Source organism: Bradyrhizobium sp. 61, from assembly GCF_023073075.1.
Lineage (GTDB): Bacteria > Pseudomonadota > Alphaproteobacteria > Rhizobiales > Xanthobacteraceae > Bradyrhizobium > Bradyrhizobium barranii.
Genome location: NZ_JADPIU010000111.1, coordinates 58,364 through 74,469 on the forward strand (window position 1 = coordinate 58,364; position 16,106 = coordinate 74,469).

Annotated in this window: 15 protein-coding genes and 1 pseudogene; 12 read left to right on the top strand and 4 right to left on the bottom strand. The window is 60.4% G+C overall.

Annotated elements, in window-relative coordinates; translation table 11 throughout:
- Nucleotides 1–61: 61 nt before the first annotated feature.
- The 3 genes from IVB46_RS42135 to IVB46_RS42145 form a co-directional block, all read right to left on the bottom strand.
- Nucleotides 62–1,060: a hypothetical protein gene (locus IVB46_RS42135; RefSeq protein ID WP_247345675.1), complete on the bottom strand. Its 999-nt coding sequence runs from the start codon at nt 1,058–1,060 to the stop codon at nt 62–64.
- Between the two features lie 425 nt (nt 1,061–1,485).
- Entirely contained in the window at nt 1,486–2,730 is a 1,245-nt protein-coding gene (locus IVB46_RS42140; protein WP_247345678.1) for a hypothetical protein, read from the bottom strand.
- A 1,486-nt stretch (nt 2,731–4,216) separates the two neighbouring features.
- A complete protein-coding gene (locus IVB46_RS42145) occupies nt 4,217–5,113 on the bottom strand; it encodes a LysR family transcriptional regulator (RefSeq protein WP_247345681.1) in 897 nt (298 codons plus the stop codon).
- A 148-nt stretch (nt 5,114–5,261) separates the two neighbouring features.
- Between IVB46_RS42145 and IVB46_RS42150 the strand changes: the two genes are divergently transcribed.
- From IVB46_RS42150 to IVB46_RS42185, 8 genes and pseudogenes are all read left to right on the top strand, one after another.
- On the top strand, nt 5,262–5,915 hold the full coding sequence (locus tag IVB46_RS42150) for a hydrolase (RefSeq protein WP_247345683.1): 654 nt from the start codon (nt 5,262–5,264) through the stop codon (nt 5,913–5,915).
- 250 nt (nt 5,916–6,165) lie between these two features.
- Nucleotides 6,166–6,894, top strand: coding sequence for a nuclear transport factor 2 family protein (locus IVB46_RS42155; RefSeq protein WP_247345686.1), 729 nt, complete (start codon nt 6,166–6,168; stop codon nt 6,892–6,894).
- Nucleotides 6,895–6,912: 18 nt separating this feature from the next.
- Nucleotides 6,913–7,956 carry an LLM class flavin-dependent oxidoreductase gene (locus tag IVB46_RS42160; protein ID WP_247345690.1) on the top strand — a complete coding sequence of 348 codons (1,044 nt, stop codon included), beginning with the start codon at nt 6,913–6,915 and terminating at the stop codon, nt 7,954–7,956.
- A 31-nt stretch (nt 7,957–7,987) separates the two neighbouring features.
- Nucleotides 7,988–8,833, top strand: a complete 846-nt coding sequence (locus IVB46_RS42165; protein WP_247345693.1) for an SDR family NAD(P)-dependent oxidoreductase — start codon at nt 7,988–7,990, stop codon at nt 8,831–8,833.
- 54 nt (nt 8,834–8,887) lie between these two features.
- Nucleotides 8,888–9,487, top strand: a pseudogene (locus IVB46_RS42170) (alpha/beta hydrolase); the annotation flags it as partial.
- A gap of 14 nt (nt 9,488–9,501) precedes the next feature.
- The gene (locus tag IVB46_RS42175; RefSeq protein WP_247345697.1) at nt 9,502–10,158 is read left to right on the top strand and encodes a cation:proton antiporter; all 657 of its coding nucleotides are present in this window, start codon (nt 9,502–9,504) and stop codon (nt 10,156–10,158) included.
- A gap of 37 nt (nt 10,159–10,195) precedes the next feature.
- Entirely contained in the window at nt 10,196–11,314 is a 1,119-nt protein-coding gene (locus IVB46_RS42180; protein WP_247345699.1) for an FAD-binding protein, read from the top strand.
- Between the two features lie 316 nt (nt 11,315–11,630).
- The gene (locus IVB46_RS42185; protein ID WP_247345702.1) at nt 11,631–11,870 is read left to right on the top strand and encodes a hypothetical protein; all 240 of its coding nucleotides are present in this window, start codon (nt 11,631–11,633) and stop codon (nt 11,868–11,870) included.
- Nucleotides 11,871–11,890: 20 nt separating this feature from the next.
- Here the strand turns inward: IVB46_RS42185 and IVB46_RS42190 are convergent, their stop codons facing one another.
- Nucleotides 11,891–12,562 (bottom strand): TetR/AcrR family transcriptional regulator, encoded by a 672-nt coding sequence (locus IVB46_RS42190; RefSeq protein ID WP_247345704.1) that lies wholly within the window; start codon nt 12,560–12,562, stop codon nt 11,891–11,893.
- A 47-nt stretch (nt 12,563–12,609) separates the two neighbouring features.
- Between IVB46_RS42190 and IVB46_RS42195 the strand changes: the two genes are divergently transcribed.
- The 4 genes from IVB46_RS42195 (at nt 12,610) to IVB46_RS42210 (ending at nt 16,022) form a co-directional block, all read left to right on the top strand.
- A complete protein-coding gene (locus IVB46_RS42195) occupies nt 12,610–12,855 on the top strand; it encodes a hypothetical protein (protein WP_247345707.1) in 246 nt (81 codons plus the stop codon).
- Nucleotides 12,848–13,744, top strand: coding sequence for an NAD(P)/FAD-dependent oxidoreductase (locus tag IVB46_RS42200; RefSeq protein ID WP_247345709.1), 897 nt, complete (start codon nt 12,848–12,850; stop codon nt 13,742–13,744). The genes IVB46_RS42195 and IVB46_RS42200 overlap by 8 nt, the downstream gene beginning before the upstream one ends.
- A 298-nt stretch (nt 13,745–14,042) precedes the next feature.
- A complete protein-coding gene (locus IVB46_RS42205; RefSeq protein ID WP_247345714.1) occupies nt 14,043–14,906 on the top strand; it encodes a class I SAM-dependent methyltransferase in 864 nt (287 codons plus the stop codon).
- A gap of 72 nt (nt 14,907–14,978) precedes the next feature.
- Nucleotides 14,979–16,022, top strand: a complete 1,044-nt coding sequence (locus IVB46_RS42210; protein ID WP_247345968.1) for an efflux RND transporter periplasmic adaptor subunit — start codon at nt 14,979–14,981, stop codon at nt 16,020–16,022.
- The last annotated feature ends 84 nt before the right edge of the window (nt 16,023–16,106 follow it).

The following is a 16,106-nucleotide window of genomic DNA, read 5'->3' on the forward strand; positions in this document are numbered from 1 at the left end:
CCAGAAGAGTTCACATGTCGCCATAATATGGAAATAAAGACCAACGTCAATAACAATCCGGTCATTTTTTTAACCGCCGGGTAGTTGCCGGTTGTTTTCGGTGGTAGCGGCTATTGAGGGTCATGCCGACGCGGCGAAGCTCGTCTTCCGACAGGATAGACGTCAGCTCATCAATTAGTTCATTAGTCCTGGTCCCCATCGGGACTGAAGGAAAATCCGAGAGCAAGAACTCCGGGTGCCTTCGCTCATATGTCCGCAAGGCTTCGGCCAAGGCCGGATCGATCACGCGTAGAACTTCACGTGTAAACCCGTGCTCAAAGAGGCTGCCATACACACGGCGGACAAACTCAGTTACGGTTTCCCGTTCGTCGGTCTTGGAGGGCCGTCCGCGTCGCTTGTCACCCTCCCATTTCTCCAATGGCTTCGTAGGGAGTTTGACGGACGAGATGGGGCGGACGGGTTTGCTTGCCGCGGAAAATTTTGCCGAAAGCTCAGGCCCGAGAGCGCCTCGCAGGACTTCGACGATCTGGGCGCGCTCCGGCTCCTTCAGGGACTTTATGTCTTCTGCAAGTTGGGCCGCGGTCTTGGCGGCGTTGTCAAATGCGTCCTTTTCTCTCTGCAAAAGCCCCGAACGCGCAGTGCTGAATTCAACTGCCCTCACATGGATTGTGGCCAAGCGCGCGGGAAATTGCGAGAATTTTTCTTCAAGAGGCCTTAACGCGGGCAGGTAGCCAGACTGCTCCTCTGAGAGAGCATGCTCGGCCTTCAGCCGCCGCTTCTCAATCTCCTCAAGCATTTGAGCGGGGACGGGCGCGGTGATTCCAGCGCTTAATACAAAATCTAGCCGCTCTTTTAGGTCCGATATGGTCGCCATCTTTTGCTCGGTCGTTGCCCATTGAAAGGAAATGGTGCTGAGCTTCGACAAGTCGTCGAATAGAGCAACGACCTCTTTAAAGAATTCGTCCGGCGGCATTTCGGACGCTTTGCGATTCTGCCGCGTTGCCGACCGCTTGCCGCGCCGTGGCGTCGAAATTGCTGAGCTGGTTGTCGGGTTTTTCAATGCTAGTTTTGTCCTGGCTACGCCGCGGGTCGAGGAATCATATCATTTTTCGGGCCTTGGCTGCAGGCCCGGGGCGTGTGCGGTGAGGGAAAATGGCTGTAACTGAAGCTCGCCTGGGCAGCAACGGCTTGTCGCCTGGGCTCACCTAAGGAGACGGTAAGAGACAAGCTGAGAACCAGAGCGATGCTTCACCAGTAGTCTGCCGAAAACAAAGGTGTCGCGCGCCGTCTCGCGATCTCCCGTTGGCTTCAGGAGCCAAATTGGAGCCAAATTTGGCTATGCAGTTGAAGATACAAGGGATAAAACAGCCTTCCAAGCTGAATACGAGGGTTCGATTCCCTTCACCCGCTCCAATGTTTTCAATGACTTGGTCCGTCAAAGACTTTTCATTCCGACAAGCCCGGCTGATTCATTCCGACAAACGTTCACTTTTTGGCCGCCTGCTTGCGCCGTTTAATGCGCTTGATCTGCGCGTCCTGTTTGGCCTCATCGTCATGGTGCAGGTAGTGCGCCATCGCTTTCGTTGATGACCATTGGCCCTTCTTCATCAACTGCGTTTCCGTTAAGCCGGACGTGCTCGCTTCGGTGGTCCCGCCATGCCGGCCGAACGAAGTGAACGTCAGCTCAGGCCGCAGGCCCGCCGCCATGATGATCTTCTTCGAAATGCGCTCGACCTGCGTCAGCATCTCACCCTTGCCACCCCACGGCAGGCCACTGCCGTCACGACGAAGCATGAGACCGCCCGTGGGACGCAGCGCCTTCATGGCATCCAGCTCAGCCATCAGCAGGGGGTAGAGCGGCTTATCCTTCTTATCGAACAACGGTTCCCACGAGCCCGTGCTGGTCTTGTAGTTGATGACATAGACATGGTTTGGACGGCTGTCCGGCCGGTAGTGCTCGGCCAGGAACCGGATGAAGATGTGAGCCTTGCGCTGAAGCCATTCCCAGCCGATCAGAACTCCCGTGGCCAACGACGGATAGCCCATCTCGATGGCTGTGGCGCGGAACGCCGCCAACTCGGCAAAATTCGCATGCGGCGTTTCGCGCGATGTCGATTGCAGGCCCATCTTCTCGAACGGGTTTCTCGGCGGAAACATGTGGGGGTGCGCCCTTGAGATCGTGTTCCACGCGCCGCGGGCGGTTTTCATGGCGTGGTTTACGGTGGTGCGGCGCTCTATTTGCTCGCCGTCGACATTTTTGTAGAGCAGCTTCTCAAACAGATTGTCCGCAAACGCGGTATCGATGCTCGACACCCGTCGCGTGCCTAGACGCCTGCCGTCCTGCAACAGATATTCGCAGATCATCTTGATGCCGGTTTCATGCACGCGGCATTGTCCGGGGCTCAACGGCTGCAAGCGCTTCGCGGTTTTTTGTTTCCACGTCCGGCGGTACTCGTGAAACATCCAGTCCAGCGTTCCGATCACCACACCGATGCCGACCGGATTAGAATCTTCGCCGCCGCTCAGCCAGCTATCGAACGCGGGAAGCAGTATCTTTTCGGTGCGCTGCACTGCCAAGTCGTAATCGGTGCCGAGAGGTTCATTCTTTACCGGGCAACCTCTCCTGCGTGCCCAAGTCGGCACGTCGAAAAAATATCCGAGGCCACCCTTCTTGAGGCGTTTGCGCCTTGTGTAGCGCGGCAAGGGCAGGGCAGTTCGTCCAATTTTCACAGAAGCCTCCGCGACACCTCCGGATCATCTTCCGGGTCTATCGAACGGTGTTTGTCCACTTTGACTGTAACCGAAATACGCCCGTCAGGCCAAATCTCTACGCTCGCGACCGTGCCACCGCCATCAATGACGCCCCTGACGGCGCGTCTAACGTCGGCCTCCGTGAACCTGGTTTTCGACATTTAGATCAGCGACCGCGAGGCTGAATAAGTAAGCGAGAGGCCGCGAAAGCTCTGCGCGAATTGATTCAATCACGGCGTTCAATGCTGCTCAACTGAAAGCGAAGAAAACGTGGACCATGATGAGGCAGTTGTAAGACCGGAGGATTGAGAAGCGCTAGCATCGTCGAAGTTGAGGATGTCGATCATCTTTTGATGACCAATTTCACGTCGCACTGCGATCACCTCGATTGAACCGCCATACCAAATTGCAAAGGCCTTCCTGTAACGACCGACTCTGTAACCAGCGGATGTTCGTTTTCAGACACACATTGGATTAGCCCACGCTCGCTGGAGCTAGACCAGGCTTGCCGATGATGGACTGGAGCGAGAGTTCAGGTTTTTCAGTCGCTTAGAAGGCTGTGTGTGCACGACGTGTGCATCGGGAGATCAAGAAAAATCTATTGAAGGCTAGCGTCGGGGTCGTCATTGGTTGATGTCCGGGGAAGCGCGAACGGTCCTGAGAGTGAAGCGGCGGAGCAGGGCAGGGATCACCACTTAATGGGTGCTTTGGTGGGGCCGCCAGGGTTCGAACCTGCAACCAGTCGTTGTGAGTGGTCGGTTGACCTGAATATGGGCTGGCTCTTTCTTAGCTCGCAGCGCATTCCGAGCCTGACGGTGGCCGGCTGGTATTGGAATTCAGCACCATGCCGTGAATCGTGGGTTTGACTCCCGCTCTCTCCGCCATTTGCACGATTTTGTACGCCAAGCTACGATCTTCTACGATCTTAAACAGCGCGGTTGAGCGCCTATCAGGCCGTGATCTCTTGGATCATTCCCCCGCGATTGGCTTCCTGCCGCTGCTCGCGGATGCGGTCGGCGACAGGCTTGCTGTCAAACACCCTCCTGGAGGCCGGTCGCCGTGCTTTGCGCAGTCAAGCCGCCAACAACAGCGCGGGAAGGTTCAGCGGGCAGAAGCCGAATTGGCGCCATTGGCCTATTCGCAGATGCAGATCGTGGCCTAGGCTATTGAGGGCACGGGAAGTCTGGACGACGTCGCGCTCTCTGAGTTCACGCGACGCGCGGTGTTCTCGACAGTTGTGGGGCAGCATCACCTTCGGGTCGCGCGCGAGTAGACGCATCCCTGCGTGTTGCAGGTGCAGTTCCAGAGTGTCGTTGGAATAGTGTCGACCAGTTCAGAGTCGGCTCACGGTAAGTCGTCGTGGCTCCGCAGGAAATGGCGTCGGGAGTGTTGATCTATCCGTTCGCGAACGCTCGAGGGATCTAGGTCGCGCATATCACCTACCCACCTCGGCTCAGTGCTCTACTCAGACAGCTGCAGTGCCGACAACGTCCGGAGCTTTTCCGAAACACTCGATCAGCATTTCGGTGAGGATTCTTATCTTGCGAGCGGGATGCTGGCCTGGTGGCCGGACGACAAATACACCCGCCGGACGTATCGGGCGCCGGGTCATGACCGGAACAAGCGTGCCAGAGGCCAGATGCTCATGGATCAGGCCCTCGGGGAGATAAGCGATGCCGAGTCCTGCTATCGCGGCAGTGACCAGAGCTGTGCCGTTGTCGGCTTTGAAGCGCCCCTGCGGTCGAACCGTGACGGTTCGTTCACCATCCATGAACTGCCAGGTTTCAGTGCCCTGCATGAGAGCCTGATGCGTCAGGAGTTCATCCGGTGTCTCAGGCGATCCGTGCGCTTTGATATACTCCGGACTCGCAACTAACTTCCCATAGATCGGTCCGACGCGCCTTGCGATCAGGTTAGAGTCCGGAAGATGGCCAAGCCGTACCGCACAATCATAACCCTCTGCGATGAGATCTACGAAGCGATCAGTGTAGCAGGTGTGGATGCCAAGCTGAGGGTAACGTCGCGCCATTTCGGCGAACACCGGTGCAAGATGAGTCGGGCCAAAGGTAAGTGGTGCAGCAATCCGCAAGCGGCCGCGGAGATCACCTGCGGGTAGGATCGTTTCCTTGGCAACATCGATCTCGGCGCAGACTCTGGCGGCGTGATCTCGGAATGTGGAACCCGCCTCTGTGAGTACGGCGCCGCGAGTGGTTCGTGCAAGCAGCTGGACGCCGAGCTCTGCTTCAAGCCGAGCGAGCTGCCGACTAACGATCGACTTGGAGACCCCGAGCCGGCGCGCAGCAGATGATACGCCGCCGGCGTCAGCGACCTCTACGAATGTTCGCAGTTCTTCAATGTCCAATTTTAGCGTTCCTGTTTTTGCGACACAGTGTGGCGAGGGCGAGCGCTACCGTATCGCAAATGGGAATGGCAGTGTCCACGCAGACATCGTCGCAGTCGGCGGGTGTCTCCCACAAATCAGCCTCATCTAACGGCAGCAGAGGATATTCATGACCTTTCGCAACGGCCTTGCGTCGCTTCTTCGTCCCGAGGACTCGGTACTCGTTCTGATCGATCACCAGCCCTATCAGCTCACGAACTTGAACAGCCACGATCCGCAAGCTGTGGTCAACAACACGACCGCGCTGGCGAAGCTCGCAAAAGCTTTCAATGTTCCGACCATTCTCACCAGTGTGATCGCGGCGCGCGGTGGACTTCTCTTTAAGCAGATCACCGACGTATTTCCGGGCCAGGAAGTCATCGATCGCACCTGGGTGAACACCTGGCAGGACGAGAATGTGGTGAACGCCGTCAAGGCGACCGGCCGCAAGCAGCTGATTATCGCGGGCCTGTGGACCGAGGTCTGCGTCGCAATGCCTGTCATCCAGGCCGCCGGCGAAGGCTGGGACGTGACCGTGATCACCGACGCGTCGGGCGGGATTTCGAAGGAGTCTCACGAAGTTGCAGTCCAGCGAATGATCGCGGCCGGCGCGAACGTGATGACCGTGATGGCGCTCGCTGGCGAATGGCAACGCGATTGGGCGCGCACCGAGCATGTCGAGGAGCTGACCGAGATTCTCATCCAGCACTTCGCCGGCAGCGGTATCGCTTATATGTGGGAACAGCAATTGCTCAATACTCCGGTACCAAGCGCCGCGAAGTGAATTGAAGGGGGTGACGGGCGTCCGGACGATGCATTGCGAAGGGTGTTCGCTGGGCTAGTCTCGTCATCCCCTCTTTCCGGAAAGCTGGGAACCGAACCGCTTTCAGGGGGTGAGCGTACAGCGACCTCGCTCGCATCGGGCAACGAAACTGATCCGTTTCCAACCGCCTGTCACTGTTCATCCGCGGAGGACGTCGCGGCCGCGATCGGCCGAATGTTGTGTTTCAATCGACCCGCAAGGAAGGCTCAAAATGGTGGCCGAACACTACCCGGTTGGACTGCAAATGGATGTGTCCTATCCGAATTTCAAAGTCAGCCTGACGTTGCTGTCCGCGACGCAATTGACGTTCGAAATCAAAGAGGGGCCTTTGGCCCGGACCGAAACCGTCGATATTCAGGTCGTGCCCATCGGCAACAGCATCTTTGCCGTCAGTTGGCAGGAGAGGGATGGAGCCACGGTCACCAACATCCAGGACTTCGACCGCCGTCAAGTCCTTTCATTTGCTACGTTGCCGAGTGGTCAATTCATGCGAATGACAGGGCCTTTGGTTGTCACCCGGCCGACCGACCGCGTCGCCGACGATCGGCCTCAGCGAAACAAGGCGCTGGTCCTCGATGCGATGACATCTCTATTCCAGCGTCGAGACGCAGCGTCTGTCGAGCGGCTCTATGCTCCAGCCTACATCCAGCACAATCCCGGCATCCCACAAGGCCGAGACGCCTTGAAGGCGCTCGTCGCTAGTCTGTCGCGCGACGTATACTACGAACCTGGCCTGATGGTCGCCGAAGGCAATTTCGTCGCGATCCACGGTCGAATCCGAGGTTGGGCAGACGTGCCGCAGGTCGTAGTCGATCTCTTCCGGATCGAAGGCGGCAAGCTTGCCGAGCATTGGGACGTTCTGCAGAACGATGTGCCGGCAACCGCGACGACCGGGGGCGCTTCGATGTTCGATCCTGACGAGGGATCTCGCCAAGCTTAACTGCTCGAAAGGCTTCCCATGGAAATCGGTATCGACAGCTTCGCGGCCATGCTTCCCGATCCGGCGACGGGCAAGCTTCCATCCGGCACCGATCGCATGGCAGACCTCATCGCGGAGGTCGAGGTCGCCGACCGGGCTGGACTCGATGTATTCGGTGTCGGCGAGCACCATCGCGCAGAGTTCCTGGATTCCGCTCCCGCGGTTATCTTGGCCGCGGCGGCAGCCCGCACCAGTCAGATCCGCTTGACGAGCGCCGTGACCGTCTTGAGCGCGGCCGACCCGGTGCGCGTGTTTCAGGAGTTCGCGACACTCGATTTGATCGCCGGCGGCCGTGCGGAGATCGTCGTCGGTCGCGGTTCGTTCGGTGAGGCCTTCCCGCTGTTCGGCCTCGACACCATGGCGTATGACGAACTCTTCGCCGAGAAACTCGATCTACTTCTTAAGCTCCGCGAATCGACCAACATCACCTGGAATGGGCGCTTCCGGCCCCCGCTCCATGGCCAAAGCATTTTCCCACGCCCGCATCAGTCGCAACTTCCGCTCTGGATCGGCGTTGGCGGCACGCCGCAATCCTTCGCGCGAGCCGGCGAGCTTGGCCTTCCGTTGATGGTCGCGATCATAGGCGGCAGCTTCGAACGATTCCGTCCTCTCGTCGATCTCTATCGCGAAGCTGGCGAGCGCGCCGGGCATGATTCCGAAAAGCTCGCGGTAGGCGTCCATGCAATGGGCTTTGTCGGCGAAACCGACGCGGCAGCCGGCGATGCCTTCTTCCCCGGCTGGGCGCATTTGACGACGAGGATCGGTCGTGAACGCGGCTGGTCGGCGCCGACACGCCGGCAGTTCGAAGAAATGGCCGGTCCGGAGGGCGCGTTTCTGATTGGTAGTCCCGGAACGGTCGCAGCCAAGATGCTCCACGCCAGCGAGGCGCTCGGTGGCGTCTCGCGCATCACGTTTCAAATGAGCACCGCTTCGCTCGAAACCGCCGCGATGAAGCGCTCGATCGAACTCCTAGGCACTGAAGTTGCGCCGATTGTCCGGGCGGCGGCGCGCGCAAATCCGTGAGGAGTGTTTCGTCTCTGGAAGGAAACACCTGATGGTATCCACTTCTCCACGATTCGGCCGTTCGGTCGTAGTCACGGGCGCCGGCGCCGGCCTTGGCCGCGTCATCGCGCTCGGGCTCGCCGCCAAGGGCTATATCGTCTTCGGCACTGCGATGTCCGCGGCGGAGGCCCTAGATCTCAGGGACGCTTCCGGCGGACGTGTCAGCCTGACCGTCTGCGACGTCACAAAGGCGATGGGCGTGGAGGCTTGGGCCTCCGGTGTGACTGAAGCACTTGGCGCTGCCGGGCTCAACCTCCTGATTAACAATGCCGACATCCTCACTCAAGGTCCGATCGAGATCCTTCTGCTCGACGCCATCCGTCAAGAGTTTGAAGTCAACGTATTCGGTGCCCTTTCGGTGATCAACGCATTCTTGCCGGCCTTACGCAACGCGCGCGGCCGTATCATACAGGTCAACACATGGATGGCGAGCTTGCCGTTAGCGTTCAGCGGGCCGTCGGCAGCTTCGCATGCGGCGATCGAGGTATTTTCGGCTGTCTATCGCGCCGAACTGAAATCCTTCGGTATTGAGGTCGTGGTGGTGACCGCCGGCAACATGAAGACCGGTGGTTCAGCGAAGACGTCGGCCTTGACGCGGATCGCAAACGGGATGACGCCAGGTCAACGCAAACTCTACGGCAAGACGTTAGGCACCTTCGCGAAGGGGCTGAGCAGTATCCAGGCGGCCAGCTTCGAATCGGCCGCTACCGCTACAGAGGTGATCGAAATCGCCGAGCAGCATCCCGCGCCGAGCCGCGCGGTAGTCGGCGCCGACGCCGAGGAGATGCTCCGAGCCACCCACGAAAGCCCTACGCCGGGGGGGATGCACTCCGCCTGACGCTTGCCGGCCTGAGCTGATCTTCATCTCAATCACAAAAGGAAAACGGTGAAAATGGCGATACTAGCAACGCAGGATGGTACCCGGATCTTTTACAAGGATTGGGGTCCGAGAGAGGCCAAGCCCATCATGTTCCATCACGGCTGGCCATTGAGCGCAGACGATTGGGACATTCAGATGCTTTTCTTCCTAAGCAAGGGCGATCGCGTCATTGCGCATGATCGACGCGGCCACGGTCGCTCCGACCAGACCGATACCGGGAATGAGATGGACACCTACGCGGCCGACGTCGCTGCCTTGGTCCGAGAACTTAATCTGAAAGACGCGATCCACGTTGGACACTCGACCGGCGGCGGGAAGGTAATCCGCTATGTCGCCCGCAGCGAGCCCGGCCGAGTATCAAAGGCGGTGCTGATCGGCGCGGTGCCGCCGATTATGCTGGCGACACCGCGCTATCCTGGCGGCCTGCCGATGGAGGTGTTCGACGGATTTCGCGAGGCGCTCGCTCGCAACCGTGCGCAATTCTACCTCGATGTCCCTGCCGGACCATTTTACGGCTTCAAGCGTGAGGGCGCCGACGTAAGCGAGGGGCTGATCCGCAATTGGTGGCGGCAGGCGATGATGGGCGGCGCCAAGGCCCACTACGACTGCATCTCCTGCCTTCGACCATGGCGATCGTCGCGGCCGTGATCGTCGCGAGGTTCGCATGGATCTTCCCGACGACTTACATTCCTCGCGCGTTGATCCCCATGCTCCGTGCGCGGGATCCCTATCCTCCGCTATCCGTGCCCTTCATCATGAGTTGGGCGGGGATTCGGGGAGTGGTCAGTCTCGCCGCGGCCCTTTCACTTCCCGAGGCGTTTCCCGGTCGAGACCTCATCCTGGCGGTGACGTTCGCGGTCATCCTCGCGACGGTTCTTCTGCAAGGCTCTACCCTAGCTCCGCTCGTACGACTGCTCTCAGGAGCCAGGATCGGCTCATTGCACAATTCGAAACTCTCTGAGGCCGATGCCCGTGCTCGCATTGCTGCCGCTCAGTTGGCGGCGGTCGAAAAAGAGTCACTCGAACCAGACGGAAGCCACCGTCATCCTCGTTTGATGGAGCAATATTCCTACCGGGTAAGGGCGTCGGCGCGATTCTCGGAGGAGCCCGAAGTATTGACGTCGCACCGCGCGGATCACTTCACGGCCGTCTTGGCAGCAATTTCCGCCGGTCGCAAAGAATTGCTGCGGATGCATCGAGACGACCAAATCCACGACAGTGTGCTCCACGCAATCGAGCAGGAACTCGATCTGGAGGAAATCACAGTAAAGCGGTTCGTATGACTTAAGTCCGCTATCGGGAGAATTATCCGAGCACACAATGAAAAACCTTCTTACGTATTCGCTCGAGACCATCACGTTCATCGGAATGATGTTCAACTCGTCCAATGACGAGCTGAAGCACTTCTTCCGTGTCACGCAGTCTTTGACGTCGGCTGTCTATGTCGCGAAGCGACTTGCCAACCATTTGAAGGACCTTGCTCTGTATCGCCGCGGCATCAAGATCACGAGCGACAATGCGCTTGCGGCGCGTCTCGCCAGGACGGCGCTGGATCTGCGGATTCCACTGCTCACGGAAACTCCGGCACAGCGGCTGATCGAGAAGAGCGGCGCTGTTACCGGTGCGGTCGTCAGCGATGCCAAGGGCGAATACCGGATCATGGCGCGCCGTGCGGTGGTTCTGGCGAGCGGCGGCTTCCCGCATGATATGGCGCGCATTGCCATTGCCTATCCTCACCTTGCGCGAGGCGGCGAACATCTGTCGCCGACGCCTGCGGCCAACACCGGTGACGGTATTCGCATGGCAGAGCTGGTGGGCGGTGCCTGCGATATCCGCTTCGCCAACGCGGCGGCCTGGATGCCGGTGTCGCGCGTTCCGTTAGGAGAACGCACGGGCGTATTCCCGCATCTCGTCGATCGTTACAAGCCCGGCGTTATCGCGGTCAATCGAAGTGGCCGCCGCTTCACCAACGAGTCGAATTCCTACCATGATGTCGGTGCTGCAATGATCGCCGATTCAGCCGGGGGCGGGGAGACTGCGGCCTGGCTGATCTGCGATCACCGCACGATCCGGAAGTACGGTCTCGGCTACGCCAAGCCGGCACCGGTTCCGATCGGCATATTTGTGCGCAATGGCTATCTGAAGCGCGGAGCAACACTGCGCGAACTTGCAGTGGCGACCGGTATTGACGCCGATGGTCTCGAGGAGACGGTACGCGCGTACAACGAACGCGCAGTCGATCATCACCGGCGCCTGTATCAATGCCGATGGTGGTTACACGGCCGTCTAGCGAGTCGCTTGATCGCGGTGTCGTCGATGACGGGCCGTTGGGCGGAACAGGCTTTTGTCGAGGGCGGAACTCGATTTTTCGGCCGTAGCTCAAACGGTGGGTTTTGGTTTGGAAAAGTCGAAAATACTCTATCTTTCAACGAGGATTGACTGACGCTCTCTCCGCCATTTCTACGCTACAGTTCTTTCCAGTATCCGATCGTTCGAATCCACCGCGAAATCACCGAAGAACCCTCCGATGTTGCGCTAATTCTCCGCGAAAGCTGGAGTTTTTTCGCCGTGGGTTAGGGGGAGGGTTCCTCCGCCATGGCAATTGTCCCTCAGTATCCGGTCGTCCGAAGCGACAGCAAAAACAATAGGTCGCGCGACAAAGCGGATGTGGCCACATCCACATTTTTGCTCGTGGTTTGCGCAAGCCGTGGGTTTGACCGTAGGTTCGGAGGACAGATTTCGCGAGAGGGAATACATGGCCGTCCTCGCTCAAACGGTGCGCCTTGCGCTGGACTTCGAGCGCGCATCGCAACGTCAGGTTCTCTCCATCACCGCGATGTTCACCTTTCCGAAATGCGCGCCGCACGTCGCGTCGGACCGCTTCTTCACGGCCGGCTCTTTCGCCGGCTTCTTGCCGCTCAAGCGGAAGCGGCGAACCCTCGGCAGCGCATTCCCCGAATCCAGTCCGCCTTCAAACCGGCCTCGGTTATTTTGACAACATCGGTCACGCACGATTCAAATTTTGTTTTTTGACCTTGGGGCAGGCAAATGTCCGCCCCCGTGGTCGTTGCTACCGTGCGCGGCGATGAACATGGCGACCGCCGACCGGCAATAGGATTCGATTTCGTCCTCTGCTCTCGCCTGATCGAAGCGTGCGATCATCAGGAGATCGGATCCTTTGAAAAGCGCGGCAAACAAGCGGGCGGACCGGAGAGGATCGGGCACGTTCAGAAGCGCCTTTGCGTGCAACTGGCGCAACAGGGCCTCGATTTGGGCGATGACATGGGCGGGGCGGGCTTCGTAATGGAGCTTGCTTAACGACTTTTGATTCGTGTTGTCGGCCATGATCATGGCTTCGACATTTCGGACGTCCGGCCTCAACAGCGTGCGAAGCAGGGATGATCCCACCGCCATGAGCTGATCTTCGGCTGAACCGTCGACGCCTTCAAAAAGGGCCTGTGCAAACTGATGGCAGCCGGCCGCGATGGCCGCGCTGAACAGCGCCTCCTTGTTCTCGAAGTGCCGATAGATGCTGAGCTTGGATATCTTCGCCCGCTGGGCGACCTTGTCCAATGTCGTCGCTTGAAAACCCAATTCCACAAAGAGTTCGCTCGCGGCGTCGATTATCGTTTGGCCAAGCGCCTCGTTGGCGGGCCGGCCGCGCCGGCGCTGGCTATTTTCGGTCACGACAATTCCAGTCCTTGACAGTATCCTAATTCTTGCATTACGATACCATGAAGTATCTGAAATGTGCAAGCCAATGGGTAGACAACCTGTCCTCCAAATCAAGTTTCCCCGGGCCGCCCGGCGATATCGAATGCGGCATTGTCCGACCGGTCAACACAGCGATGGGCGAATTTCTCGCCGATACCGAAGCCCTGCTCGCTGCCCGTCTCGATTTCGTATCGCTGGAGGATATTGCTCGCCAAGCCCAAGCCACCCCCCTCCATCCACAACACGGAGCCCATCACCATGAATGACGTCATCATCATTGGCGGAAGTTTTGCCGGTCTCGCCGCCGCGCTGCAGCTCGGCCGCGCCCGCCGCAAGGTCACCGTTCTCGATACCGGCCTGCCGCGCAATCGCTTCGCCGGCCACTCGCATGGTCTGCTCGGCCACGATCACAAGCCACCGTTGGAAATCCTGGCAGAGGCGCGGCTGCAGCTGGCGCGCTATCCGACGATCAAGCTGGTCAGTGCGCGGGCCGACAGCGTCTCCGGCGCCATCGACAATTTCTCTGTCCTTACCGGCGATGGCGAAAGCCTTGGGGCGCGTCGCCTGATCCTGAGCTATGGCGTCGCCGACCAGATGCCTGATGTTCCGGGCTTTGCCGAAGGCTGGGGCACCTCCATCGTGCCCTGCCCCTATTGCGACGGCTTTGAAGTCGCCGGCCAGCATTGGGGTCTCGTCTGGTCCGGCCGGCAGTCGCACAATCAGGTCAGGCTGTTCCACGATTGGACCGACAGGTTGACGGTCTTCGCCAATGGTCATGACATTCCGCCCGATATCCGGGCCGATCTGACGCGCCGCAACACACCTGTCGTCGATGGCCGGATCATCGAGATCGCCCATCACGGGGGCCATAACGCCACCGTCAAGCTCGATACCGGCCCCAATGTCGCGGTCGACATCCTGTTCGCGCATCCGCGCAACAAGCCGTCCGCAAGCCTGCATGAATCACTAGGCCTCGCCACGGTCGATACGCCCCTCGGCATCATCCTCAAGGTCGACGAGCGCCGCGAAACCAGCATGCCCGGCATCTACGCCGCCGGCGACCTCGCCAACCCCCTTACGCCGCCATCGGTCACCCTGGCATCATCGCACGGCGCGATGGCGGGTATCTTCGCCCAGCAGTCGATGCTGGTTTGAGAGCACAAATTCCCTTCTCCCGCTGCCGCGCGCGGTTGTCCTTCGAAGTCCGGCGCTAAAGCATGATCCGGAAAAGTGCGCAGCGGTTTTCCGAAAAGATCATGCTCAAACAAAGACCTCAAGCGCGATGCCGATTCATCCTAATCGCATCGCGCTTTAGGCGGCACCGATCTCGACGCATGAGACGATCACACGCTGGTCTGGCGTCTTATCGCTGGTGGAGGCGGAATCGCTGGAGACGATGCGCGCTTTGGCATCCGACAGCTTCGCTAAGAACAAATCAGAACAAGGATATGGCATGGCAGAGCGAAATGCGGATCAGGTCACCGACTGGAATGGCCAAAGCGGGGAGCGCTGGGTCGCGCACCAGGCCCGGCTCGACGCCAGGCTGGCGGTGTTCGGCCAGGCCGCGATCGAAGCCGCCGCGCCCGCGACGGGCGAACGCGTGCTGGACGTCGGCTGCGGCGCGGGCGCGTCGAGTCTGGCTCTGGCCGCCCGCGTCGGCGCGGGGGGCCAAGTCCTGGGCGTGGACATATCCGAACCGCTGATCGGTCGCGCGCGCGCGCTTGCGCCACAGGATACGCAGGTCCTGTTCCGGGTGGCCGACGCCAGCAGCGCCGAGCTGCCCGAGGGGGCGTTCGACATCCTGTTCTCGCGTTTCGGGGTGATGTTCTTCGACGATCCGACAAAGGCGTTCGCCCATATGCGCCGCGCGCTCAAGCCGGGCGGGCGGGTCGCTTTCGTCTGCTGGCGCGGCGTGGCCGAGAACGATTGGATGCGCCTGCCGATGGGCGCGATCAAGGGCATCGTCCCGCCGACGGCGCCGCCCGATCCCGAAGCGCCCGGTCCATTCTCGTTCGGCGACCGGGGGCGGGTGGCTCGGATCCTGACGGCGGCCGGCTTCACCGATATCGCTATCGCGCCCTTCGATGCTTCCGTCCCGCTTGGCGAGGGCGCGACGCGGGACGCGGCGATCGACGACGCGGTGAAGATGACGTTGGAGGTCGGCCCGCTGTCGCGCGCGCTCGCTGATCAGCCTGACGACATCCGCGCCCGCGCCTCGGCTGCGGTTCGTGCCGCCTTCGCGGGCCGCGCCGGCGAGTGGTCGGTGATAATCGACAGCGCGACGTGGATCGTCACGGCGCGCAATCCCGCAAGCTGACAGCGATTAGCAGAGGAGACGCCGGTTTTGTCCAGCTATTCTAGGCTCTTGGCGGGCGGGTCGCTGGCCCTGATGGCGGCTAGCCTCGTCGGTTGCAACGATACAGTGGTTCAAAAAGCCGAGCCGCCGCGGCCGGTTCTGGTCGCAACGGCGCATTATGATGCCGAGACGCCGGAGCGCAGCTTCGTCGGCACGATCCGGCCCCGGATCGAGAGTGACCTGGGCTTTCGCGTTGCCGGCAAGGTCGCCAAGCGTCTGGTGGAAGTTGGCCAGACCGTCGAGATCGGCCAGCCGCTCGCGACCCTCGACGAGGTCGATTTGAAGCTCCAGGCCGAGCAGGCCGCCGCCGAGCAGACGGCCGCAACCGGCGTGCTGGTCCAGGCCGCCGCCGCCGAACAGCGCGCCAAGGATCTGAAGGCCAAGGGCTGGACCACGGATGCGCAGATGGATTCAAGCCGCGCCGCCGCGGACGAAGCCCGCGCCCGCCTGAACCGCGCCGAGCGCGCGCTCGAGCTGAGCAAGAATTCCCTTTCCTACGCGACGCTGGTTGCCGATGCCCGTAGCGTCGTCACCGCAACGCTGATCGAGCCCGGCCAGGTGGTCGCCGCAGGCCAGGCTTCGATCCGTGTCGCCCGCTTTGCTGAAAAGGAGGCGGTCGTCGCGATCCCTGAGACGCTGGTCGGACGCGCCAAGTCGGGCGTCGCCAGCGTCACTCTTTGGTCCGAGCCGGATAAGAAGTATGTCGCGAAGCTGCGTGAGATCGCGCCGACGGCTGATCCGGCCACGCGCACCTATCTCGCAAAATTCTCGTTGCCCGAGGCGGACGACAAGGTCGCGCTCGGCATGACCGCGACGTTGACGCTGTCGGACGCCGCCACCGAGCGCGTCGCGCGGCTGCCGCTGTCGGCACTGTTCAACGAAGGCGGCAAGCCGTCCTTCTACGTCGTCGACGACAATGGCGCGGTCTCGCTGAAGCCGGTCGCGGTGAAGTCCTACGACAGCAATGACGTCATCATCACCGGCGGCGTCGACGAAGGCGCCAAGATCGTCGCCCTCGGTGTGCAGAAGCTCGATCCCAGCCAGACGGTGCGGGTGGTGTCGTCACTGTCCTTCTGAGTGTCTCTTACGAGTTACGTCCTGTGAGGTGAGTTTCGGCCTTTGTCCCTACGCAAAGGCTGAAGCGGCGAAGCGATCCAGAAC